The sequence below is a fragment of the Stenotrophomonas sp. AS012628 genome (genome assembly GCF_010608305.1).
GTDB classification, from domain to species: Bacteria; Pseudomonadota; Gammaproteobacteria; order Xanthomonadales; family Xanthomonadaceae; genus Stenotrophomonas; species Stenotrophomonas geniculata.
In genome coordinates, this window is the sequence record NZ_VMBJ01000001.1 from 150,178 (window position 1) to 171,362 (window position 21,185).

A 21,185-nucleotide genomic window follows, 5' to 3' on the forward strand; every position below is an offset into this window, starting at 1 on the left:
CTACGCTTCGGGCGCCTGCACGCTACCGGGCAATACATGATCGCATTCGACCAGCCGCGCGTTGCTGACCGTCTGGCGCGACGGACAAGCACCGCACACCAGCGTCGTTCCACCGGGTACCGCCCCCAACGCGTCCCCCGACAACTGCGTAATCCCGCCGCAGGTGTTGCAGCGCACGCGAATGGACCTGACGCGCTCAATACCCTGCACGCCGGAAGCGGCGTCCAGCTCCAGAACATGGAAAAGGCCGGTATTGGGCATGGGGTGCTCCCGAGTCATCTGCCCCAAGCGTAAACGATCCATGGCATTGGGCGGGGAGGCGTCCTGCATGCCGTTTGTCGGCTGGGTCCCAACTGATTCACAAAATGCACAGGATGGGAACAACTGCGGGGCGCAGGTGGCCTATCCTAGCGGCACGGAATCTGGGGGGATTCACTACAGGAGCAGTCAATGCCGATCAGGGCAGTCGCATACGTCAGCGAAGCGGGCCCAGCCGTTGCCGGTGACCCGTTGGGCCTGCGCAGCGGGAAGCTGGACGATCTGGTCGATGATGCCGCCCGCTTCAACCGAAATGCCGGCGTTACCGGAGTTCTGCTGTTCGATGGCGCCCGCTTCCTGCAGTACATGGAGGGACCCGAGGACGGCTTGAGCGTGGCGTACTCGCGAGTGGTGGGTGCTTCCAGCCACGCAGGGCTCATCGAGTTGCAGCGGGGCAGGGTGGGCAACCGGCGACTCCCGTTCTGGCCGATGCGTTGGCTGCCGACGCAACCCGAGCAGTTGAAAATTCTTGCCTGCGCGGACTGGTCGGGGTTCGCCCAGCACAGCGGTGACGAAGCGCCAACCGAGACGGCGATGGATGTCCTGGCCAGGTTGGTGGAACCCTATGCCGTGGCGGCGTGATCCACCGGCCTAGCGACCTCCATGGCGCTCGGCCCACGGAATTTCGCCGCTGCACACATGGAGGTTCCCGGTGCGCATCACGCAATACAGCCGCGCCTCCGGCTCCGCGCTGGCAGCGATATAGTCCAGTGCCTCGGCGAGCATGCGGATGAACTGCGGCTCGGGGTAGAACGCTGCCCAGGTCGGCAGCAATTCCTCCAGTTGCGCGATCATCAGATCGATTTCCAAGTGCGTGCTCACTGCCTGATCCTCCTTCCAGGCACGTTAGCGACCACGCTGCAAGCAAGGAGTTGCGGTTCGCAGAGGCGACACAGGCGTGTTGCCCACGCAACGCTCACCTGGCCTTGACCATGGCGTTGATCGTGGCAGCGCGTGAGCATCATCTGCACGACCACGCCACCGTCGTTTCACCCGGCAAGGCGTATCAGAGAGGCCTCCCAGCTGAAGCTGCAAGGATCTCTTTCATGTCCGAACCGTTCCCGCGCGCCAGCTTATGGTCAGCTGACACCGAGTCGCACAGCTTCCGCCCCCTTGCCGGCACGACGCGCGCGGACGTGCTGGTGGTGGGCGCCGGCATGACCGGCCTGCTGACAGCGGCCCGCCTGGCCGATAGCGGCCTGGATGTGCTGGTGGTTGATGCGGGGCCCATCGGCGGGCGCAATACGGTGATGTCCACCGGCAATCTTTACGCGCCCGTCTCCCGGCTGGCCGATCTGATCTCCCGTTGGGGCGGTGACACGGCCAGCCGTGTCGTGCAGTGGCGGCAGCAGGCGCTGCGGTCCATCGAAACACTGGTTCATCGCTACCATCTGCGCTGTGGCTTCCAACGCGTGGGCATGCAGTACGGTGTGCAGGATCGCACCCGCGAGGTCACCGCGCAGTTCGAGCGTGAGCTGCAGGCCTATCAGCGCGTCGGCCTGCAGTGCGAACACCGGCAGTCCGGGCTGCCGTTTGCATTGGGCCACGCCTTCCGCGTTCCCGATCAGGCGCAGTTGGATCCTGCGGCGTTCTGCAGGCAACTGGCACGTCATCTGGCAGGTCGCGTGCGCATCCACGACTGGACCCGGATCAACCGCATCGAGGCATCCGCCGGCGTTGCGACAGCCGATGGCGCCCGCATACAGGCCAGGCAGTTCGTGCTGGCTACGCATTCGCCCGCAGGCTTCAACCTGGTGCAGGCCGAGATGGAGGTGTACCGCGAGTACGGGGTGGCGGTGCCGGTTGCCAACCCACCTGCGGCAGGCATTCACTGGATCGCCGACCGGCACCGCTCATTGCGCGGGGTGCACGGCGCTGATGGCCGCGACTGGCTTGTGCTGGTTGGCGAAACACACCGCACCGGCGAAACGCCAGCGGTGGATCCGGCCCAGCATCTGCTAGCCGACGCGCGCCGCAACTTCAACGTGCTGGGCGAGCCGCTGTGCTGGTCGGCGCAGCAATTCCGGCCCGCCGACCAGCTGCCCTACATCGGCAGCAGCGCCCAAGATAATGTGTGGGTCGCTACCGGCTATGGGCCGGACGGTTTGACCTGGGCAGGCGTGGCCGCGCGCGCGATCACCGAGGGAATCATGGGCACGACCAGCGAGATCGAGCAGCTGCTCAGCCCCATGCGTTTCACGCCGGTGCGCTCGGCCGCTGGCTGGGCCCGCACCAACGCCACGGTGGCGCGGCACATGGTGGGAGATCGCCTTGCCACGGCGCCGTCACACTCACCCAGTGAGCTTGCCCGTGGTTGCGGCGCACTGCTGGACGTGGACGGAAAGCGCACCGCGGTCTACCGCGACGAGGGCGGGCGCCTGCACATGATGTCGGCGCTCTGCCCGCACCTGAAGTGCGTTGTCCAATGGAATGGCCATGAGCGCACCTGGGACTGCCCCTGCCACGGCAGCCGCTTTTCCGCCACCGGAGCGCTGCTGGAAGGCCCTGCCAGACAGGGCCTCACACCAGAACAGCTGTAGGCGCAGGCATCCACCTCAGGCTTCGGCGGCTGCATCCGCATCGCTGGGCATGCAGCGCTCCTTCTTGGACTTGATGTCTGCAGCGGTCTTCGCCAGTGCCTCGTAACGCTGGCGTATCTCTTCAAGATGGGCCGGCTCCATCGACTCCAGGTTCAACAACTCCTGGTTGGCGTCCTTGCTCACCCGGATCAGTTCATCCAGCTTGATGTGCAGCGCAGCGGTATCAGCGTTCTGCGTATGCTGGATCAGGAACACCATCAGGAAGGTCACGATGGTGGTTCCTGTATTCACCACCAGCTGCCACGTGTCATTGAAGTGGAAGGCCGGCCCGCTGGCAGCCCAGGTGATGATCACCCCCAGCGCTGCGACGAATGCCCCCAGGCTGCCGGACAATCGCGCCGTCGCCGCCGCGACACGGGCAAAACCGCGCCGGATCACTGGTCACCTCCCGCGGCCTCCTCATCCGTGTGGCGGTCCGGCAGCTTGACCCGCTTCCCGAGGCGCTTGGCCTGCTCGTCCGGCGTGGGCGCAGCGACGAAGGGGGAGATCGGGTCACTGGCGGGGAAGGTTTCCTGCAGCGCCTCGTCATGATTGCGGCGGTTGTGCAGCGTCGCCTGCAGCGGACTGACAGGATCGGGGCGCTGCGCCTCCGTGTCCGGATGGGGAAGGTCTTTCTGGTCGCGTTGCATGGTGCATCTCCGGGTTGATCACCACCTCGCAGGTGGCGGGCCCAGCATAGGAATGCACTGTGAGCGGCCTCATCAAGGGCGGGGCAACGTGGCGTCAATCCTTCAGGCAACGCGCGTTAACAATCAGCGCGGCGGCGCGGTCTGCGTCGGCCATGGCGTTCTGATGCGGCACGTGGTTGCGCACCCCCTCACGCCATTCACCCCGCAACAGCGAGAATGGCCTACCGGGCGCACCATGCGCGAGCCGCCCACCGATTGCAGGAATGCTGAGATGTCCAACACCCCCTATGGCGAGTCGTCATGTGCTGCCGCAGCCAGCGGCTGCATCGAAGTCCGTGGTGCGCGCGAGCACAACCTGAAGAATGTCGATGTCTCCATTCCGCGCAATGCACTGGTGGTGTTCTCCGGCGTGTCGGGATCCGGCAAGTCCTCGTTGGCCTTCGGCACGGTTTTCGCCGAGGCGCAGCGGCGCTACTTCGAATCCGTCGCACCCTATGCGCGCCGCCTGATCGACCAGGCGGGCGTGCCCGATGTGGATGCCATCGACGGGCTGCCCCCGGCGGTCGCCCTGCAGCAGCAGCGCGGCGCCAGCAATGCGCGCTCCTCGGTGGGCAGCGTGACCACGCTGTCCAGCCTGGTGCGCATGATGTTTTCGCGGGCGGGAGCCTACCCGGCCCACCAGCCCATGCTGTACGCCGAAGACTTCTCGCCCAACACCCCACAGGGCGCCTGCAGCACCTGCCATGGCCTGGGGTATGTCTACGAAGTGACTGAAGCACTGATGGTTCCGGACCCGTCGCTGAGCATCCGCGAGCGCGCCATCGCGTCCTGGCCACCGGCATGGCATGGCCAGAACCTGCGCGACATCCTGGTCACGTTGGGCTACGACATCGATGTGCCGTGGAAGAAACTGCCGAAGAAGGACCGTGAGTGGATCCTGTTCACCGAGGAGACGCCCACCGTGCCGGTCTATGCCGGCTTCACGCCGGCCGAGACCCGTAGCGCACTCAAGCGCAAGCAGGAGCCCAGCTACATGGGCACCTATACCGGCGCGCGCCGTTACGTGCTGCACACCTTTGCCAACACCCAGAGCGCCTTGATGCGCAAGCGTGTTTCGCGCTACATGGAAGGCAAGCTGTGCCCGGCCTGCCACGGAAAGCGCCTGAAACCGGAGGCGCTTTCGGTCACCTTTGCCGGCGTGGATATCGGCGAGTTCATGCGGCTGCCGCTGGATCAACTGGCGGACCTGCTGGAGCCCATCGCGCAGGGTGATTTCGGCGCACACAACAAGGGCGCACGCGCCAGCAGGAGTGCAACAACCCGCGATCGTGCCCGACGGGCGGCAAGTGGCCGCGCGACGCACGAGGGCGCCCCTGACGTGCGGCTGACCTCTGCCCTGTCGGAGGAAAAACGCCTGGCAGCCCAGCGGCTGGCGGGCGGGGTCATGGCGCGTGTACGGCAACTGCGCGAGCTTGGCCTGGGCTATCTTTCGCTGGATCGCGCCACGCCCACGCTGTCCGCCGGCGAACTGCAGCGCCTGCGGCTGGCCACCCAGCTCAGCTCGTTGCTGTTTGGCGTGCTGTACGTGCTCGACGAGCCCTCGGCCGGCCTGCATCCGGCTGATAGCCAGGCGCTGTACGACGCGCTGGACCGGCTGCGCGACGGCGGCAACTCGGTGTTCGTTGTCGAGCACGATCTGGAACTGATGCGCCGCGCGCAGTGGCTGGTGGACGTGGGACCGGAGGCCGGCGAGCGGGGAGGGCGCGTGCTTTACAGCGGCGAACCCGATGGCCTGCGCCAGGTAAAGGATTCGCGCACGGCCCGGTATCTGTTCGACCAGGTGCCTGCGCCTGCCAGCCGGCAGCGCAGTGCCAACAGCTGGCTCGAACTGAAGGGCATCCATCGCCACAACCTGCAGGGCGTGGACGCGCAGGTGCCGCTGGGGCTGCTGACAGCAGTGACCGGCATTTCCGGATCGGGCAAGTCCAGCCTGATGGCACAAGCGCTGCCCGAGCTGATGCTGCTGCACCTGGGGCACGAGCCCGTGGACGACAGCGCCGACAGCACGCCCCCGGATGGGCCGACCGTGATGGAAGCGACGCGGGGCCAGCTGGCCGGCGATGTGGACGCCATTCAACGCGTGGTGCAGGTCGACCAGAAGCCCATCGGCCGCACGCCACGATCCAACCTGGCCACCTACACCGGCCTGTTCGACCACGTGCGCAAGCTGTTCGCCGCAACGCCCGACGCGCGCCGCCGTCGCTTCGATGCGGGACGCTTCTCGTTCAACGTGGCCAAGGGCCGGTGCGAGACCTGCGAAGGCGAGGGCTTCGTCAGTGTCGAACTGCTGTTCATGCCAAGCGTCTATGCGCCGTGCCCGACCTGCCATGGCGCCCGCTACAACGAGGCCACCCTGAAGGTGCTGTGGAATGGTCGCACCATCGCCGAGGTCCTGCAGATGACGGTGGACCAGGCGCAGGCGTTCTTCGCCGAAGAAGACGCCATTGCCCGCCCGCTGCAGTTGCTGCAGGAAATCGGTCTGGGCTACCTGCGGCTGGGCCAGCCGGCCACCGAGCTTTCAGGCGGTGAGGCACAGCGCATCAAGCTGGCGACCGAGCTGCAGCGCAGCCAGCGCGGACGCACGCTGTATGTGCTGGATGAGCCCACCACCGGCCTTCATGCATCGGACGCGGACAGGTTGCTGGCGCAGCTGCAACGGCTGGTGGAGGCTGGCAACACCGTGGTGATGATCGAGCACGATATGCGTTCTGTCGCACAGGCGGACTGGGTGATTGATGTCGGGCCAGGTGCAGGCGGCGCGGGTGGCACCATCGTGGCGAAGGGCACGCCGCAACAGGTGGCCCGCGCCAAGGGAAGCAGGACTGCGCCGTTCCTTGCGCGCGAGCTGGGGCAGGCCAGCTGACGCCATCTCATCTGGGGCTGGACGCATTCTGTTGTACTGTGGGAGTACTCGCAGCGCCCATCAGCGAGAGGATGGTCAGGTGAACGCTTCCATGCTCCCAAGAATCGTCGGCTTCGATGTCCCGTTGTTGCATGAGCGTGTAGAGGCATCCACCGACGAAGCCATCACCGCGCTGCTGGATCTGGCGCCGGGCGCTCGCTGGACAGAGATGTTCCTCATCAAGTGCAGGGCACTGGCGTCCCAGCTCCAGCTGGCGGATGTTCGCATTGAAGGCGCCAGGATCTACTTCTACGGATCCATCAGCGATTCTCGTGGACTTGCCGACGCGGTGATGTCCATTGTCCACGTACTGAATGATGAGTTGATGCGCGAGCGGAATCACGCAGCCAGCCGCGCCTAGGCGCAGCCAAGCAGGGACCAGCACCGATCGGCAATCTCCGCTGCGCCAGGATGGCCGCGCAGGCTCGATCGCTTCGCAAGCCTGCCCTGCAGATCGTCGATCCATGCCGACCGGGTGCCATGCGGATCTCTCACATAGATATCGCAGGCAAGCCGGATAACGGGCGCCACTTCATATCGGAAGCTCATCGCGGGCAGGGCGCCCAGGTTGAACGCGATTTTCCAGTGGGCCAGCTCGCGCTCGACGTCGACAACGTGCTTGCTTCTTCCATGGATCATGGCGTTACCCCTTTTCGAAACTCCACTGTACACGCTTGTTGCTGCGGGCCTGTTCATGACCCTTGTTCATATGGGACGCGTCCCCGTACGTTCTCGTAACGGCGACACGCCCACAGTCAATCGGCAGCAGACTTGCTGCGGCGGAGAATCGAAATGAACAGCGTCCCCGAACAGAACAGGAATGACCGCTCCAACGCGTCCGCTGAAGCAGAACAGCCTGCACAGCAGGGGCAGGGCGAGGGGGGCGAACCCGGCGGAGAGGAGCCCGGTAAGCAAGGACAGCAACAGCAGCAGGACAACAAGGATCGCGAGAGCCCGAAGCCAGCGGATGAAAAGAAGGGCGGTCTCGGCGGCGATACCCGCCGCTGAGGAACAGGAGGAGCCGCGCGCCGCGCGGCCGCTTCCGCGGTAGACAGGGAGCGGGCATGTCCTCGCAAAGCCAGGCGATCAGCCTGATGACCAAGATCATGTACCAATGTCGTCCGGAGAGAACCACGACGATGGCGCAATGCCGTTGCTGCCACGCACCCAGCCCTGGCGGGATGGAATGCGCACGATGCCTGACCGGAAGGCTCGGCGACATGATTCACAATCGCGGCGCAGCATTCAGCTGGCTTGAATCATTCCGCAGGGTCCAGCAGGACGAAGCACACGTATTCGAATGCGCAAAACGCGTCGACGCGACATCTCCCTAGGCGTCGCATCCGGACCTGACATTGCGCAAGCGTATGCTCGGGTCATTCAGGAGCAACGCGATGAATTTTACGATCTGCATCTACGATAGAACGGGCACGGGCCTCCGTCTGCCCGCGGGATGGTGGATCGACCTTCAGTCCGATCTGCCTGCACTGGTGAAGGGTGCTGCGCGCATCGACCTTCCGCGATCTTCGAAAGACGAGCATCCACGATTGGATCCCGAGGTTCTCAGGGATCTTTTCCGGCGCATTGGAGGCTCGCAGTGGCTAAGTTGAATCCAGCCCCGTCCCTGGGAGTCCGCTGGCTGTTCTTTCGTCTTCGCAACGGGCAGTCCATCAGTCCTGCCCGGTTGATGTCTGTCTGGTCCGAGGCAGCTGAATCCAGCGACTGCGCCGTGCGCCGCGAAATCATCGACGGCGCCGGCTATGTCTATGCCCTGTACGCGCCCAACAGCCTGCTTTCACCCAGGCGCGTGGAGCTACGCATGAGAACGCTGCTGGAGGAAGCTGGCTACGCCTTCACGATGGGCAGCCTGGCGGGCCGGCACCCGGGCGACGGTTGAGGCGCGTAGCTGGCGCTGCGTCCGCAAGCGCCCGGAACGCGCTCGTCATTCCGGAGTGTCTGGTTCCAGAGGTTCGTCAGGCTTTGGATCAAAGAGCGCCAGCATCCGTTCACGGCGGCATTGTTCGAGCCAGTGGTGCCATATCTCCACCTCGTCCATCAGCCCCGTGGCACCGCATGCGGGGCAAGTGAGCGTCGTGCCCAATGGGCTTGTCTGAATGCCGGCGTTCTCGCTCATTGACGAGCGCAGGCCGCAACTCTTGCAGGTAGATCGCAACTGATCAAGGCGAACGATGGCGCCATTGCGCGCAAGAAGGGGCTGGATCGCATGGATCCGGAAGGCATTGGGAGGGTGCATGGCCGTGTCGTCTTGGGCTGGACACGGGAGCAAAGGATTCTGCGCCGGAGAAGAGCCGTGAGGGCGCAGTGTCCTCCGTTGGAGGTTAACCCTTCATCAAAGTGCGGAACGCGCTCCATCGTTGGCCTGAAATCCCACGGTCGCAATCGTGCACTGACCTGGCAGCCGGCGCTCATCCGGCGCCGGCCCTGTTTCTGGGCAGGAAGGGCTCCGCCATCACAACGGAGCCCCGGTCACTCACTTTTCCTGCAGGAACGTCAGCAGGTCCTGATTGACTTTGTCCTTGTGGGTGTCAGTCAGGCCATGCGGCGCACCCGGGTAGACAATCAGCTTTGCGCCCTTGATCAGTTTCGCCGACTGCCGGCCGGAGATATCGATCGGCACGATCTGGTCGTCGTCACCGTGGATGACCAGGGTGGGCACATCGAACTTCTTCAGGTCCGCGCGGAAATCGGTGGCCGAGAACGCAGCGATCGAATCGTAGGTGTTCTTGTGGCCGCCCTGCATGCCCTGCGCCCACCACGCATCGATCAGCCCCTGCGAGACCTTCGCGCCCGGGCGGTTGAAGCCGTAGAACGGGCCCGACGGGATGTCCTTGTAGAGCTGCGCGCGGTTATCCATCTGTGCCTTGCGGATGCCGTCGAACACTTCGATCGGCAGGCCGTTCGGGTTGTCGGCGGTCTTCAGCATGAACGGCGGTACCGAGCTGATCAGCACCGCCTTCTTCACTCGCCCGGTGCCATGCCGGCCGATGTAGCGCGCCACTTCGCCACCACCGGTGGAGAAGCCCACCAGGGTGACATCGTGCAGGTCCAGCGTATTGATCACCGTGGCCAGGTCATCGGCGTAGTGATCCATATCGTTGCCGTCCCACGGCTGGCTGGAACGCCCGTGGCCGCGACGGTCATGCGCGATGACACGGTAGCCATGATCGGCCAGGAAGATCATCTGCGATTCCCAGCTGTCCGAGTTCAACGGCCAGCCGTGGCTGAAGGTCACGACCGGGCCGTCCTTCGGGCCCCAGTCCTTGTAGTACAGCTGCACGCCATCGGCGGTGGTGATGTAGCTGGCGGTGCGCGCGATGCTGGTGACTGCCGCCGGCGTGGCCGGTTCGGCGGCCTGCGCGGACAGGCCGGCCTGGACCGAGAGGGCGAGGGCGGCGACGGCCAGGGTACGGGCGAAGGTGTTCATGCGGGAACTCTCATGGGTGGGTGGTGAGACGTACTTTGCGCCCGCGATCAGGCGCCAGGGATATGACAAGTCCGAATTTCTTGATAGATCGTCCTGAGTGCACGGATCCACAGTGGGGTCGACTGGATGATCATCCGAAGCTGCCCGACCTGGGCCTGCGCGCTACCGAACGAGCCAGAGGCGCTTGCAATGGTGGCATTGCAGCCGGTTCCGCATTGCTTCCCGGAACGCAACATGACGTACCCCTTCACGGCGCTATCGCACCTGCGGCGTACTGCCTAGGCTGATCCCACACGGCACCTGCCGTGTTCCGGGCCCATTGCCCGCGCAGTGGCCCGTCTTCCCATGAACTCCGCAGCGCTGGCCTGCCAGGCAACCGTGCCCTGGCAATGTCACTGCCTGCGCCATGGGCAAGCGCCCGGATTCGTTCGCGCCAGCCTTGCATTGCTGCCCGCCAAATGGCTCTTCGTGGAGATCCCTCATGTTCAGTATGGAAAACACCGCCGCGCCCATTGCCCCCGCCCTCGATGAACTGGTGCCCTCGCGCTACGCCCTGAAAGTGGGCGACGTCGAAGTGCTGGTGATCAGCGATGGCGTCCTGCCGTTGCCCACCCAGATGCTCGGCCACAACGTACCGGCGGCCGACCGTGCCGAATGGTTCGAAGAGATGTACCTGCCGCAGGATGCCTTCGACTGGGCATTGAACGTAATGGTGGTGCACAGCGGGGATCGCACCATTCTCATCGATGCCGGCCTGGGCATGGACCCGGACCTGCAGCTGCCGCGCGCCGGCCAGCTGATCCGTCGCCTTGGTGCTGCCGGTATCAACCTGGGCGAAATCACCGATGTGGTGATCACCCACATGCACATGGACCACGTCGGCGGGCTGCTGGTTGAAGGTGTGAAGGAACAGCTGCGCCCGGACCTGAAGATCCACGTGGCCGCAGCGGAGGTGGAGTTCTGGAAGTCGCCGGACTTCAGCCGCACCAACATGCCGCAGGGTTTCCCCGATGCGCTACGCGCCACGGCCAAGCACTTCTGGGCCGAGTACAGCAGCTATGTGCATACCTTCCAGAACGAACAGCAGATCGCGCCGGGCGTAACGGCCCGCCGTACCGGTGGGCATACCCCGGGCCACTGCGTGGTGCGCGTGGCGTCTGCGGGGCACGCCTTGACCTTTGCCGGTGACGCGGTATTCGCGGTCGGCTTCGACCAGCCGAACTGGCACAACGGTTTTGAGCACGACCCGGAGGAATCCGCACGCGTACGCATCGCTCTGCTGAAGGAACTGGCCGGCACCGGCGAAATGCTGGTGGCCACGCATCTTCCGTTCCCGTCAGTGGGCCGGGTGTCGCTGGAGGGCGAGACGTTCCGCTGGGTGCCGGTGTTCTGGGACTTCTGATCGGATCCTGCGGATACAGCGCAAGCAGGGGTTTTCGACGGGGCGCATCGGCGCCCCGCTCGAATCCCGCAAGGACGAGGCCGACAACGGACGCCATCCACACCTGGCGTGAAACTACTGGATGGCGGTAGGGCGAGCCAACCGCTGCAGCTTGTGCGGGTTGCGCTGCACCAGGATCTGCGTGATCCGTTCGCCATCGGTCTCGAAGGCCATCGCCGCCTCCAGCACGCCATCGAAATAGCGCAGCAGTCCCAACCGTCCGTTGAGCATGGCCGGTACCATCCGCAATTGCGCGCTGCGCCGCAGGTGCGGGGCATACAGCAGCTGGGCAATGCGTGTGCCGCCGAGCAAAGGCCCGGGAAAGCTGGTGACGATACCGCCGCCGTCACCCACCAGCTCGGCCGATTCGGCCATCAACGCCTTCATCGTGCGGAAATCTCCACTGGATGCAGCCTCGGCGAAGCGGCGCAGCAGTTTCTGGTGCACGTCCTGCGGGACGTTGTAGCGCGGGCGCTCCTGCCTGAGCTGACGGCGTGCGCGATGCACGATCTGCCGGCAGGCGGCTTCCGTCTTGTCCAGTGTGCGCGCGACCACTGCGTAATCCTGATCGAACACATCGTGCAGCAGGAAGGCCGCACGTGCATCCGGGGCCAACCGTTCCAGCACACTGAGGAAGGCGACCGACAGATCGCTGGCGGTTTCCAGCACGTACTCGGGCGTGGCGGCGTCATCGGTCAGCAGCGGCTCGGGCAACCACATGCCCACATAGTGTTCGCGCGCATGCCGTGCCAGGCGCAGGCCATCAATGGCGCGACGGGTGGTGGCCGCCACCAGCCAGGCTTCCGGATTCTCGATCTGTGACTGGTCGGCGCCATGCCAGCGCAGCCAGACATCCTGCACCACGTCTTCGGCTTCGTGCGAAGACCCAAGCATGCGGTAGGCCACGCCGAACAGGCGTGGGCGGAGGCGTGAGAACAGCGCAGTGGATTCGTCCATGCCAGCGTAGACGGGACAGGTCCCCGGATTGTGACACCCGGGAACCTGTCGTTGGTGCCAGCGCCGGACGTGCGATCAGTGCGGCGGCAGCACCGCCGGCTTGCCGATGTCCTTGATCAGGAACACCACGAACTTCGCCGGCTCGGTAGCGCTGGCGTTGCGGCCTACGGTGTGCAGATCGGCCGGGCCCTCATGGAAGGCCTCGCCCGGGCCAAGGGTGACCTCCTTGCCGCCGGCCACACCCATCACGATCCGTCCTTCCAGGACGTAGACGAAGCCATGGGCATCGTGGCGGTGGACAGGATCAGCACCACCCGGCGGGTACTCCACGGTAAGGATCAGCGCTTCCTTGCCGGGCTGCTCCGGCAGGGCGCGGGTCATCACCTCGCGCACCAAGGGCTGGGGCGCAGGAGAGGGCGGGGTGGCGGCAGCGCCGCACAGTGGCAGCAGCGCAAACAGGACCAGAACAGAGCGACGCATGGCAGGTCTCCAAAGCGGTGGAGGAGGGCCGCTGCATGGGGCAGCGGCGGAAGGGTCAGGCCAGGCCGGCCTTGTCCAGGCCAAAGGCCGTATCCAGGGTGCCGGGCGTGGTACGGAAGGCGACATTGGCACGGTTCCAGGCGTTGATCGCCATCACCGCGTGGGTGAGGTCGACCATTTCCTGATCGGACAGCTGGCCGCGCACGCGCGCGTACAGCTCGTCGGGCACCCCCTGCGCCGGCAGCTGGGTCAGTACTTCGGTCCAGGCCAGGCAGGCGCGCTCGCGCGGGCTGAACAGCGTTGATTCACGCCATGCCGCCAGGTGATGCAGGCGCAGCGGGCGCTAACCACGCAGGGTGGCCTCCTTCACGTGCATGTCCAGGCAGAAGCCACAGCCGTTGAGCTGCGATGCACGGATGTTGACCAGATCAATGATGGCCCCTTCGATCGAGGCGGTGTGGGCGGCATGCGAGTACAGGCCGAGCTTCTTGAACAGTTCGGGGGATTGCGCGGCGTAATCCAGGCGTGCGGTCATGGTGTGTTCCTGTAGCGTGTGAAGGGCACAGCGAGGCTAGGCCTGCATTCGCAACGCCGGTAGGCGGGGGCCGGGCCGCACGCTGTTGCATGAAAAACACCAATGTCCTGTCACAGCGGCCGATGCTCGGCCGTCTGCCGGGCATGGACACCTCATCGCACGTGCGCACCGCATCGCGCCCTGCCAGCGAACAGGTCTGGCAGGCCTTCCTCGCCGCATTGCGCGAACTGCCGCCCGACGCACGCGCGATCCTGCTGTTGCACGACGTGCTGGGCGCCGGATTCGAGGACATCGTGCCCCTGCTGGGGCTCGACCCTTCCACGTGCAGGCAACGGTTGGCGCTGGCGCGGAGCCACCTGCACGCACAACGTGCCCGCCTGGAGCCAGGCCACCCATGAATGCCGCAACGCCCCGCGCGGCCAGTGACGGCCACGATGCGCTCAATGCGTCCTTCTCCACCAGCTACGCCGGTGTGCTGGCCTTCATTGCAGTGGCGTCCGAGGGCAGTTTCGCGCGCGCGGCCGACCGCCTCGGCATCGGCCGCTCGGCCGTCAGCCGCAGCGTGCAGAAGCTGGAAAGCCAGCTGGGCGTGCGGTTGTTCCTGCGCACCACGCGCTCGACCACGCTCACCCGGGAAGGCGAGCTGTTCCTGGAGGGCTGCAACCCGGGCGTGACCTGCATCCTGCAGGCGCTGGAGGAAATGCGCGACCTGCGCGAGGGCCCGCCGCGCGGGCACCTGCGCATCAGTGCCAGCCACGGCTTCGGCCGGCGGGTGATTGCCCCTCTGCTGGCAGCCTTCCGTGCCGAGTACCCGCAGGTATCCGTGGAGCTGCTGCTGGACGAGCAGGCCCCCGACCTGGCCGGTGACCGCATCGACGTGGCGTTTCGCGATGGCCTGCTGGAAGACAGCCAGGTGATCGCCAAGCAGCTGGTGCCGATGCAGCTGGTCGTATGTGCATCACCTGCGTACGTGCAGGCGCACGGCCTACCCGCGTCGGTGGATGCGCTGTCCACGCATGACTGCATCGGGCGGCGCCTGCCGGGCGGACGCATGCAGCCCTGGGAATTCCGTGTCGACGGTGCCGAAGTACACCTTCAGCCGCCGGCCGCACTGGTGTTCAACGATGCCGACCTGGCCCTGCAGGCCGTCATCGACGGGCTCGGAGTCGCCCAGCTGCCCAGCTATCAGGTGCGTGAAGCGCTGTGGGCGGGCAGGGTGGTGACCTGCCTGGATCGGCATGCGCCGCTCGATCGTGGCCACTACCTGTGCTACCTCAGCCGCCGCCAGCTGCCCAAGCGCGTGCGGGCCTTCATCGACTTCAGCACGCAGCGGGTACGCGCGCTCGAACTGGATGTGATCTCGCACTGGGAAGCACGCCAGCAGGCCACCCCTCTGAAGCCAGGCGCACAGCCTGCCTGGGCCTGAGCGTACTGGTGCGTGCCGGGTAACAGTGCGCGGCCGGTCACGGACCTACTGCCTCGCGCCCGCGCCACCTACGATGCCTGCGCCCGGCCACACCCGGCAGCCCCTCTACATACCAGGAGATACGCAATGAAGTTCCTCGTCATCGGTGGTACCGGCCGCATCGGCAGCAAGGTGGTGGAACGCCTGCGCGTAGCCGGGCATGAGATCGTGGTGGCAGCACCCTCGACCGGGGTGGATGTGCTGACCGGTGAAGGTCTGGATGCCGCCATGGACGGCGTCGACGTGGTGGTGGACCTTGCCAACTCGCCCTCGTTCGAAGATGCGGCAGTGCTTTCGTTCTTCGTGACCGCTGGCCACAACATACTTGCGGCCGCTTTCCGTGCCGGCGTACATCACCACGTTGCGCTTTCCGTCGTAGGCACCGACATGCTGGCAGCCAGTGGCTATTTCCGCGGCAAGATCGCCCAGGAGCGCCTGATCCGCGACTCGGGCCTGCCGTACACCATCATCCATTCCACGCAGTTCTTCGAGTTCCTGCCGGGCATCATCCAGTCCGCCGGCGATGGGGAGACCCTGCGGCTGCCGGCCGCCGACGTGCAGCCGATTGCCGCCGAGGATGTTGCCGAAGCGGTGGCACGCATCGCGCAGCAGCCGCCGGCCAATGGCGTGCTGGAAATCGCCGGGCCGCAGCGTAGCGCGATGGCGGATCTGGCCAGGCAGTATCTGCAACTGACGGGTGATTCCCGGCAGGTCGTTGCGGATGCCCAGGCGCTGTACTTCGGCGCGCCGCTGCAGATCGACACGCTGGTGCCGGTCGGACACGCGTGGCTGGGGCAGGTCGATTTCGACGCCTGGCTGCAGCAGTCCGGCCTGTTGCAGCGGCAGCCTGCCTGAGCGGCGAATCGATCGCCTGCCGCAGCTGCGCTTGATGGAGCCGCGCAATGACCGAGCTGAAGCCTCCTTCGCCCGCCATGCTGGACCGTTACCAGGGCGACGACGTGAAGCCGCTGTACACCGGCCGCGTGCGGGTGAGCGGTGGCCAGGCCCAGCACGGGCGGGCGTCCGGCGTCGTGCGGTCGGACGACGGTGCACTGGCGGTGGACCTGCGCCTGCCGCCGGAACTCGGCGGGCCTGGCGGCGGCGCCAATCCCGAGCAGCTGCTGGCCGCAAGCTACGCTGGCTGCTTCCACGGTGCCATGGTGCTGGTGGCCGCGCGTGCCGGCCTGCTGCTGCACAACCCCAGCATCGAAGTGGCGGTCACCTTCGCCCGTGATCCGGCAGATGGGCTGTACCTGCTGTCGGCCGAGATCGTGGTACATCTTCCCGGCATGGATGAGAACCTGGCCTGCGAACTCGTTCGCAACACCGAACGCGTCTGCCCGTACGCCAAGATGTTCCATCGCGGCGTCAGCCATGTGGTGCATGTTCGGGTCGGCCCGCAGGCTCCGCCTCTGTAGAATCGAGCCGTGCTCGACTCCGGGAAGGTCCTGGCCCTGACGATTACACGGCTAGGCCGTATTCCGCCACAACCCCGCTCGGCTACGATGGTGGCGCCGGCAACCTGGCCGGTGGGGCAGGGGATGCAATGGACATGCAGGCAGGGGGCGGATTCGATCCGCCGGCAAAGACCGATTCGCAGGAACTGACATTCCACTGGCTCTACCAGCCGGTGCAGGGACTGGTTGAGCACAGCATCTACCCCAAGGCGGGCAGGGTGGAGACGTGGGCGTTTCGCATCGGCGTGGGTGCGGCGATCATCGGCATTCTCATGGGTCAGCTTCCGGATCGATGGTTGCCTCTTGGGGTAGTGCTCCAGGTGGTTGTTGCCTGCCTGGCAATCGAAGTAGGAGGGTTCATTGTCGGTGGCGTACTGGCCGCCCGCAGGGGCATTCGCCAGTTCAGCCAGCCGCGGCTCTCGCACGCCCGGGAGATGGATGAAGACTTCGCTCACTGGCAAGCGGTGGTGACCGAGCTTCGCGGATTCCCGCGCGTCCAGCGCGAGCGGCGACTCAAGTTCGTCAGCACCTTGCGCACAAACATGATTGAGCGCATGGGCATGATGTATGGCGGCCTGCAGCGGCTGGGACCATTCCCGCTGTTGATTGCCCTCTACCTGCAGTTCCGCGGATGGAAATGGGGCGACTGGGCGGGCGCTTTCGATGTTGGCCCGCTGGGTGCACTACTGATCTTCGCCATGGTGCTGCTGTACCTGCTGGGCTGGATGCTGATCGGCCTTCGCACCAGGCTTGATACCTACGTTGCCTTGTTGGAGGGCTCCATCCACGAACCCGAGCCCTCCCAGCGAACGCCTTTGTAGCGTCGGGCCATCATGTTCCTCATGCTGAGGGACAAACAGGACTGTGAGTCATCCAGTGAGGCATACGCATGGCTCAAGAGTGCCGCGCTGTGGCTGGATGCAGCCGATTTCTTCGGGCTTGCTGCATCATGTTCGCACATTTCGCCGACTTCACAGGTCTGTACCCCGCAGAGGGGCATAGTAGCCCTTCGGTAGTGTGAGCGCGTCCATCCAGCCACGGGATTTTCCCGAACGCCAGGAGGTCACTGTGCCAAGTTGTGATGAAGGAATGAAGTTGACGCGTCGCCAGGTGATCGCCGGCGGCGTCACGACCGTGGCGATGTCCGCCGCACCGGGGGCCTCCTCGCTCGCCGCCGAACTGGCGGCGCCCCCGCCGCCCAGGCCGCCGGTCATCAGCACGGTGGCGTTGAACGTGAACGGCGAGCGGCGGGAACTTGAACTGGACACCCGGACCACGCTGCTCGATGCCCTGCGCGAACATCTGAAGCTGACCGGAACGAAAAAGGGCTGCGACCACGGTCAATGCGGTGCCTGTACCGTGCTGGTCAACGGTGAGCGCATCAATGCCTGCCTCAGCCTGGCGGTGCAGCACCAGGGCGATGCCATCACCACCATCGAAGGCCTCGGAACTCCCGATGACCTGCATCCGATGCAGGCCGCTTTCATCAAGCATGATGGCTACCAGTGCGGGTATTGCACGCCGGGGCAGATCTGTTCGGCGGTGGCGGTCCTGGACGAGATCAAGCGGGGTGTGCCCAGCCATGTACAGGCGGACGTCAGCGCACGGCCCCGGGCCACCAACATGGAAATGCGCGAACGCATGAGCGGCAACCTCTGCCGCTGCGGCGCCTATTCCAACATTGCCGAGGCGATGGCAGAGGTCGCTGGCGTGACCTCTGCAGGGAGGCGCGCATGAGGGCCTTCAGTTACGAACGCGCGAAATCCCCGGCCGAGGCCGCCAAGGCCGTCGCCGGTACCGAGGGCGCGAAGTTCCTGGCCGGAGGGACCAACCTGCTCGACCTGATGAAGCTGGAGGTCGAGACGCCAGCGCACCTGGTCGATGTGCAGGACATCGGCCTGGACAGGATCGAACCCACCGACGAGGGTGGCCTGCGCATCGGCACGCTGGTCACCAATACCGCGCTGGCCTCGCATGAGCGCGTGCGCCGCGACTACGCGGTGCTGACCCGCGCGATCGTGGCAGGCGCCTCCGGGCAGTTGCGCAACAAAGCCACCACCGGCGGCAACCTGCTGCAGCGCACGCGCTGCCCGTATTTCTACGACCCCAATCTGCCCTGCAACAAGCGCCTGCCCGGATCCGGCTGCGGCGCACTCGAGGGGTTCTCCCGGCAGATGGGCGTGATCGGCACCTCGGACAGCTGCATCGCGACCTATCCGGGCGACATGGCGGTGGCCCTGCGGGTGCTGGACGCCTCGATCCAGACCGTCAGGGGTGACGGAAGTACGCGCAGCATCCCGATTGCCGATTTCCATCGTTCCCCCGGCGACAGGCCGCAGCAGGACAACGTGCTGCAGCGCGGTGAGCTGATCACCCACGTCACGCTGCCAGAACCCCTGGGCGGTCGGCACGTGTACCACAAGGTACGGGACCGCGCGTCCTATGCGTTCGCACTGGTGTCGGTCGCCGCGGTCGTGCAGCGTGACGGCTCGGCGCGGTTCGCCTTCGGTGGGGTCGCGCCGAAGCCGTGGCGCGTCGAGGCAGCCGAACCCCTGCTGCGCGACGGCGTGAAGGCCGCGACCCGGCAGGTGTTCGCCGGTGCCCGTCCGACGCCGGAGAACGCGTTCAAGATCGCGCTCGCAGAGCGCACCCTCGCAGCGGTGCTGGTGGAAGGAGAGCGCTGATGCCCCTTGAATTCAACGCCCCCGCCGGCGACAACCTGTTCGACAAGGCCAAGGTCGTCGGCAAGTCGACGCCGCGCATCGACGGTCCACGCAAGACCACCGGCACCGCTCCCTATGCCTACGAGCGCCATGACGTGGCGCCGAACCAGGCCTACGGCTACATCGTCGGCGCGGGCATCGGCAAAGGGCGCATCATTTCGATGGATGCGTCCCGCGCACGTGCCGCGCCTGGCGTACTGGCGGTCATCACCGCACCGGAAACCAAGCCGGTCGGCACATCGAACTGGAACAATGCACCGTTGTTCGGCGGAGCCGAGGTGGCCCACTACCATCAGGCCATCGCCTGCGTGGTGGCAGAGACCTTCGAGCAGGCCCGCGCCGCCGCGGCGCTGATCCGCACCCGCTACGAGCGCGGCAAGGGCCGCTTCGATTTCCCGGCCCTGGCACCGTCCGCGCCGCTGGCAAAGGGGCGTGACGGCAAGCCCGACCGGCAGGCGTTGGGCGATTTCGACACCGCTTACGCGAGCGCGGCGGTCAAGCTCGACGAGACTTACCACACCTCCGACGAAAGTCATTCGATGATGGAGCCGCACGCCACCATCGCCGCCTGGGAGGGTGACACGCTCACGTTGTGGACGGCGAACCAGATGATCGACTGGGCCAGGCAGGGCATGGCGGCGATCCTCGGCATCGATCCTGCCAAGGTGCGCGTGGACTCGCCCTATATCGGCGGCGGCTTCGGCGGCAAGCTGTTCATCCGGGCCGACGCGGTGCTGGCCGCGTTGGCGGCCAAGCAGGTCGGGCGACCGGTGAAGATCGCGCTGCAACGCCCGTTGATGCCCAACAACACCACGCACCGGCACGCCACCCTCCAGCGCGTGCGGATCGGCTGCGGAAAGGATGGCCGGATCTCCGCCATCGCCCACGAGAACTGGTCGGGCAACATCAACGGCGAGGATGGCGAAAACGGCACCCTGCAGACGCCCAAGCTCTATGCGGGCGCCAACCGCCTGGTGGCCAACTACATCGCCACGCTCGACATGCCCGAAGGCAATGCGATGCGCGCACCGGGCGAAGCACCGGGCCACATGGCGCTGGAAGTGGCGATGGATGAAATGGCCGAGAAGCTGGGCCTCGACCCGATCGCGTTCCGCATCCTCAACGAGCCCGAGGTGGTGCCCGGCGATCCGTCCAAGAAGTTCTCCGACCGCAACCTGGTGCGCTGCCTGCGCGAAGGCGCGGAGCGCTTCAACTGGAACAAGCGCAACCCCAGGCCGGCGCAGGTCAGGGAAGGACACTGGCTGGTCGGCATGGGCGTGTCTGCGGGCTATCGCGGCGCACCGACGATGAAGTCGGCGGCGCGGGTGCGGCTTGACGGTCAGGGCGGAGTGATTGTCGAGACCGACATGACCGACATCGGCACCGGCTCCTACACGATCATCGCGCAGACGGCGGCCGAGACCATGGGCGTGCCGCTGGAGCGGGTCCAGGTGACCCTCGGCGACTCCCGTCATCCGGCCTCCGCCGGTTCCGGCGGCCAGTGGGGCGCGGCAAGCTCGACCGCAGGCGTGTACGCGGCGTGCGTCAGCCTGCGCCGCAAGGTCGGCGAGAAACTCGGCTTCGACGGCGACACCGCAGACTTCGCCAATGGCCGCATCCAGGCGGGTGGGCGGACCATCAAGCTGGCGGAGGCGGGGGCACTGTCGGCGGAGGACGGCATTGCCTTCGGCGACTTCAAGCAAGGCTACGACGTCGGCACCTATGCAGGGCATTTCTGCGAGGTCGCCGTGCATGCCTACACGGGAGAGACGCGCATTCGCCGCATGCTTGCCGTATGCGATGGCGGCCGGATCCTCAATCCGCTGTCTGCACGCAGCCAGGTCATCGGCGGGATGGTGATGGGTGCGGGCGCGACCCTGATGGAGGAGCTGGTGGTCGACAAACGGCTGGGCTTGTTCATCAACCACGACCTGGCCGGCTACGAGGTTCCCGTGCATGCCGACATCCCGTACCAGGAAGTGGTCTTCCTCGACACGCTGGATCCGGTGATCTCGCCGATGAAGGCCAAGGGTGTGGGTGAACTGGGCATCTGCGGGGTTGGCGCCGCGATCGCCAATGCGATCTACAACGCAACCGGCGTGCGCGTGCGCAACTATCCCATTACCCTGGACAAGCTGTTGCCCGGCTTGCCCGACGTGGGCTGACCCTTGCG

The 21,185-nt window shown here is 65.8% G+C and carries 26 protein-coding genes; 15 read left to right on the forward strand and 11 right to left on the reverse strand.

Features of this window, described 5'->3' with window-relative positions:
- Positions 1–261, reverse strand: a complete 261-nt coding sequence (locus G5A07_RS00650; RefSeq protein WP_227199396.1) for a hypothetical protein — start codon at positions 259–261, stop codon at positions 1–3.
- A 189-nt stretch (positions 262–450) separates the two neighbouring features.
- On the opposite strand from G5A07_RS00650, the gene G5A07_RS00655 reads away from it, so the two are divergent.
- Positions 451–900 carry a BLUF domain-containing protein gene (locus G5A07_RS00655; protein WP_043395790.1) on the forward strand — a complete coding sequence of 150 codons (450 nt, stop codon included), beginning with the start codon at positions 451–453 and terminating at the stop codon, positions 898–900.
- A gap of 9 nt (positions 901–909) precedes the next feature.
- Here the strand turns inward: G5A07_RS00655 and G5A07_RS00660 are convergent, their stop codons facing one another.
- Positions 910–1,140, reverse strand: coding sequence for a hypothetical protein (locus tag G5A07_RS00660; protein ID WP_191862347.1), 231 nt, complete (start codon positions 1,138–1,140; stop codon positions 910–912).
- 224 nt (positions 1,141–1,364) lie between these two features.
- Between G5A07_RS00660 and G5A07_RS00665 the strand changes: the two genes are divergently transcribed.
- The gene (locus G5A07_RS00665; RefSeq protein WP_191862434.1) at positions 1,365–2,858 is read left to right on the forward strand and encodes an FAD-dependent oxidoreductase; all 1,494 of its coding nucleotides are present in this window, start codon (positions 1,365–1,367) and stop codon (positions 2,856–2,858) included.
- A gap of 15 nt (positions 2,859–2,873) precedes the next feature.
- Here G5A07_RS00665 and G5A07_RS00670 read toward each other — a convergent pair whose 3' ends face one another.
- Together G5A07_RS00670 and G5A07_RS00675 are read right to left on the reverse strand one after the other, a co-directional pair.
- Positions 2,874–3,296, reverse strand: coding sequence for a low affinity iron permease family protein (locus tag G5A07_RS00670; protein WP_071305203.1), 423 nt, complete (start codon positions 3,294–3,296; stop codon positions 2,874–2,876).
- A complete protein-coding gene (locus tag G5A07_RS00675) occupies positions 3,293–3,547 on the reverse strand; it encodes a hypothetical protein (RefSeq protein ID WP_099560609.1) in 255 nt (84 codons plus the stop codon). Before G5A07_RS00675 ends, G5A07_RS00670 begins: the two co-directional genes overlap by 4 nt.
- 271 nt (positions 3,548–3,818) lie before the next feature.
- Between G5A07_RS00675 and G5A07_RS00680 the strand changes: the two genes are divergently transcribed.
- Both G5A07_RS00680 and G5A07_RS00685 read left to right on the forward strand, forming a co-directional pair.
- Positions 3,819–6,470 (forward strand): excinuclease ABC subunit UvrA, encoded by a 2,652-nt coding sequence (locus tag G5A07_RS00680; RefSeq protein ID WP_191862349.1) that lies wholly within the window; start codon positions 3,819–3,821, stop codon positions 6,468–6,470.
- Positions 6,471–6,549: 79 nt separating this feature from the next.
- A complete protein-coding gene (locus G5A07_RS00685; protein WP_262405769.1) occupies positions 6,550–6,870 on the forward strand; it encodes a hypothetical protein in 321 nt (106 codons plus the stop codon).
- On the opposite strand, the gene G5A07_RS00690 is transcribed toward G5A07_RS00685, so the two are convergent.
- Positions 6,867–7,148 carry a hypothetical protein gene (locus G5A07_RS00690; protein WP_010485730.1) on the reverse strand — a complete coding sequence of 94 codons (282 nt, stop codon included), beginning with the start codon at positions 7,146–7,148 and terminating at the stop codon, positions 6,867–6,869. The two genes, G5A07_RS00685 and G5A07_RS00690, sit on opposite strands and share 4 nt — an antisense overlap.
- A gap of 153 nt (positions 7,149–7,301) precedes the next feature.
- Here G5A07_RS00690 and G5A07_RS00695 point away from each other — a divergent pair, with 153 nt between their 5' ends.
- Together G5A07_RS00695 and G5A07_RS00700 are read left to right on the forward strand one after the other, a co-directional pair.
- Positions 7,302–7,517, forward strand: a complete 216-nt coding sequence (locus G5A07_RS00695; RefSeq protein ID WP_044570206.1) for a hypothetical protein — start codon at positions 7,302–7,304, stop codon at positions 7,515–7,517.
- Between the two features lie 589 nt (positions 7,518–8,106).
- Positions 8,107–8,406 (forward strand): hypothetical protein, encoded by a 300-nt coding sequence (locus G5A07_RS00700; protein WP_019336576.1) that lies wholly within the window; start codon positions 8,107–8,109, stop codon positions 8,404–8,406.
- Positions 8,407–8,451: 45 nt separating this feature from the next.
- Here G5A07_RS00700 and G5A07_RS00705 read toward each other — a convergent pair whose 3' ends face one another.
- Entirely contained in the window at positions 8,452–8,763 is a 312-nt protein-coding gene (locus G5A07_RS00705; RefSeq protein WP_099560612.1) for a hypothetical protein, read from the reverse strand.
- Positions 8,764–9,000: 237 nt separating this feature from the next.
- The gene (locus G5A07_RS00710) at positions 9,001–9,954 is read right to left on the reverse strand and encodes an alpha/beta hydrolase (RefSeq protein ID WP_191862351.1); all 954 of its coding nucleotides are present in this window, start codon (positions 9,952–9,954) and stop codon (positions 9,001–9,003) included.
- A gap of 481 nt (positions 9,955–10,435) precedes the next feature.
- On the opposite strand from G5A07_RS00710, the gene G5A07_RS00715 reads away from it, so the two are divergent.
- Positions 10,436–11,356 (forward strand): MBL fold metallo-hydrolase, encoded by a 921-nt coding sequence (locus G5A07_RS00715; protein WP_125436981.1) that lies wholly within the window; start codon positions 10,436–10,438, stop codon positions 11,354–11,356.
- A gap of 114 nt (positions 11,357–11,470) precedes the next feature.
- Here the strand turns inward: G5A07_RS00715 and G5A07_RS00720 are convergent, their stop codons facing one another.
- From G5A07_RS00720 to G5A07_RS22360, 4 genes are all read right to left on the reverse strand, one after another.
- Positions 11,471–12,352 (reverse strand): RNA polymerase sigma-70 factor, encoded by an 882-nt coding sequence (locus tag G5A07_RS00720; protein WP_143994483.1) that lies wholly within the window; start codon positions 12,350–12,352, stop codon positions 11,471–11,473.
- Positions 12,353–12,427: 75 nt separating this feature from the next.
- Entirely contained in the window at positions 12,428–12,832 is a 405-nt protein-coding gene (locus G5A07_RS00725; protein ID WP_125436986.1) for a cupin domain-containing protein, read from the reverse strand.
- 55 nt (positions 12,833–12,887) lie between these two features.
- The gene (locus G5A07_RS22355; protein WP_262405770.1) at positions 12,888–13,061 is read right to left on the reverse strand and encodes a hypothetical protein; all 174 of its coding nucleotides are present in this window, start codon (positions 13,059–13,061) and stop codon (positions 12,888–12,890) included.
- A gap of 114 nt (positions 13,062–13,175) precedes the next feature.
- Entirely contained in the window at positions 13,176–13,367 is a 192-nt protein-coding gene (locus G5A07_RS22360; RefSeq protein WP_262405771.1) for a carboxymuconolactone decarboxylase family protein, read from the reverse strand.
- 89 nt (positions 13,368–13,456) lie between these two features.
- Here G5A07_RS22360 and G5A07_RS00735 point away from each other — a divergent pair, with 89 nt between their 5' ends.
- From G5A07_RS00735 to paoC, 8 genes are all read left to right on the forward strand, one after another.
- Entirely contained in the window at positions 13,457–13,765 is a 309-nt protein-coding gene (locus tag G5A07_RS00735) for a sigma factor-like helix-turn-helix DNA-binding protein (protein WP_191862353.1), read from the forward strand.
- Positions 13,762–14,793, forward strand: coding sequence for a LysR family transcriptional regulator (locus G5A07_RS00740; RefSeq protein ID WP_191862355.1), 1,032 nt, complete (start codon positions 13,762–13,764; stop codon positions 14,791–14,793). Before G5A07_RS00735 ends, G5A07_RS00740 begins: the two co-directional genes overlap by 4 nt.
- A gap of 126 nt (positions 14,794–14,919) precedes the next feature.
- Positions 14,920–15,687, forward strand: a complete 768-nt coding sequence (locus G5A07_RS00745; protein WP_191862356.1) for an SDR family oxidoreductase — start codon at positions 14,920–14,922, stop codon at positions 15,685–15,687.
- Between the two features lie 47 nt (positions 15,688–15,734).
- Positions 15,735–16,250, forward strand: coding sequence for an Ohr family peroxiredoxin (locus G5A07_RS00750; RefSeq protein WP_012480266.1), 516 nt, complete (start codon positions 15,735–15,737; stop codon positions 16,248–16,250).
- 128 nt (positions 16,251–16,378) lie between these two features.
- Complete coding sequence (locus G5A07_RS00755) at positions 16,379–17,110, forward strand: hypothetical protein (protein ID WP_191862358.1); 732 nt, start codon at positions 16,379–16,381, stop codon at positions 17,108–17,110.
- 268 nt (positions 17,111–17,378) lie between these two features.
- Positions 17,379–18,026, forward strand: a complete 648-nt coding sequence (paoA, locus tag G5A07_RS00760; protein ID WP_165711272.1) for an aldehyde dehydrogenase iron-sulfur subunit PaoA — start codon at positions 17,379–17,381, stop codon at positions 18,024–18,026.
- The gene (locus tag G5A07_RS00765; RefSeq protein ID WP_049433730.1) at positions 18,023–18,973 is read left to right on the forward strand and encodes a xanthine dehydrogenase family protein subunit M; all 951 of its coding nucleotides are present in this window, start codon (positions 18,023–18,025) and stop codon (positions 18,971–18,973) included. Before paoA ends, G5A07_RS00765 begins: the two co-directional genes overlap by 4 nt.
- Positions 18,973–21,177 (forward strand): aldehyde oxidoreductase molybdenum-binding subunit PaoC, encoded by a 2,205-nt coding sequence (gene paoC, locus G5A07_RS00770; RefSeq protein WP_191862360.1) that lies wholly within the window; start codon positions 18,973–18,975, stop codon positions 21,175–21,177. The genes G5A07_RS00765 and paoC overlap by 1 nt, the downstream gene beginning before the upstream one ends.
- Positions 21,178–21,185 lie beyond the last annotated feature (8 nt).

What these genes read in the sequence shown, in the direction of transcription:
- G5A07_RS00650 (WP_227199396.1), bottom strand. Translation starts at nt 261, where the DNA reads ATGCCCAATACCGGCCTTTTCCATGTTCTGGAGCTGGACGCCGCTTCC.
- G5A07_RS00655 (WP_043395790.1), top strand. Translation starts at nt 451, where the DNA reads ATGCCGATCAGGGCAGTCGCATACGTCAGCGAAGCGGGCCCAGCCGTT.
- G5A07_RS00665 (WP_191862434.1), top strand. Translation starts at nt 1,365, where the DNA reads ATGTCCGAACCGTTCCCGCGCGCCAGCTTATGGTCAGCTGACACCGAG.
- G5A07_RS00675 (WP_099560609.1), bottom strand. Translation starts at nt 3,547, where the DNA reads ATGCAACGCGACCAGAAAGACCTTCCCCATCCGGACACGGAGGCGCAG.
- G5A07_RS00680 (WP_191862349.1), top strand. Translation starts at nt 3,819, where the DNA reads ATGTCCAACACCCCCTATGGCGAGTCGTCATGTGCTGCCGCAGCCAGC.
- G5A07_RS00690 (WP_010485730.1), bottom strand. Translation starts at nt 7,148, where the DNA reads ATGATCCATGGAAGAAGCAAGCACGTTGTCGACGTCGAGCGCGAGCTG.
- G5A07_RS00695 (WP_044570206.1), top strand. Translation starts at nt 7,302, where the DNA reads ATGAACAGCGTCCCCGAACAGAACAGGAATGACCGCTCCAACGCGTCC.
- G5A07_RS00705 (WP_099560612.1), bottom strand. Translation starts at nt 8,763, where the DNA reads ATGCACCCTCCCAATGCCTTCCGGATCCATGCGATCCAGCCCCTTCTT.
- G5A07_RS00710 (WP_191862351.1), bottom strand. Translation starts at nt 9,954, where the DNA reads ATGAACACCTTCGCCCGTACCCTGGCCGTCGCCGCCCTCGCCCTCTCG.
- G5A07_RS00715 (WP_125436981.1), top strand. Translation starts at nt 10,436, where the DNA reads ATGTTCAGTATGGAAAACACCGCCGCGCCCATTGCCCCCGCCCTCGAT.
- G5A07_RS00720 (WP_143994483.1), bottom strand. Translation starts at nt 12,352, where the DNA reads ATGGACGAATCCACTGCGCTGTTCTCACGCCTCCGCCCACGCCTGTTC.
- G5A07_RS00725 (WP_125436986.1), bottom strand. Translation starts at nt 12,832, where the DNA reads ATGCGTCGCTCTGTTCTGGTCCTGTTTGCGCTGCTGCCACTGTGCGGC.
- G5A07_RS22360 (WP_262405771.1), bottom strand. Translation starts at nt 13,367, where the DNA reads ATGACCGCACGCCTGGATTACGCCGCGCAATCCCCCGAACTGTTCAAG.
- G5A07_RS00735 (WP_191862353.1), top strand. Translation starts at nt 13,457, where the DNA reads ATGAAAAACACCAATGTCCTGTCACAGCGGCCGATGCTCGGCCGTCTG.
- G5A07_RS00740 (WP_191862355.1), top strand. Translation starts at nt 13,762, where the DNA reads ATGAATGCCGCAACGCCCCGCGCGGCCAGTGACGGCCACGATGCGCTC.
- G5A07_RS00745 (WP_191862356.1), top strand. Translation starts at nt 14,920, where the DNA reads ATGAAGTTCCTCGTCATCGGTGGTACCGGCCGCATCGGCAGCAAGGTG.
- G5A07_RS00750 (WP_012480266.1), top strand. Translation starts at nt 15,735, where the DNA reads ATGACCGAGCTGAAGCCTCCTTCGCCCGCCATGCTGGACCGTTACCAG.
- G5A07_RS00755 (WP_191862358.1), top strand. Translation starts at nt 16,379, where the DNA reads ATGGACATGCAGGCAGGGGGCGGATTCGATCCGCCGGCAAAGACCGAT.
- paoA (WP_165711272.1), top strand. Translation starts at nt 17,379, where the DNA reads ATGAAGTTGACGCGTCGCCAGGTGATCGCCGGCGGCGTCACGACCGTG.
- G5A07_RS00765 (WP_049433730.1), top strand. Translation starts at nt 18,023, where the DNA reads ATGAGGGCCTTCAGTTACGAACGCGCGAAATCCCCGGCCGAGGCCGCC.
- paoC (WP_191862360.1), top strand. Translation starts at nt 18,973, where the DNA reads ATGCCCCTTGAATTCAACGCCCCCGCCGGCGACAACCTGTTCGACAAG.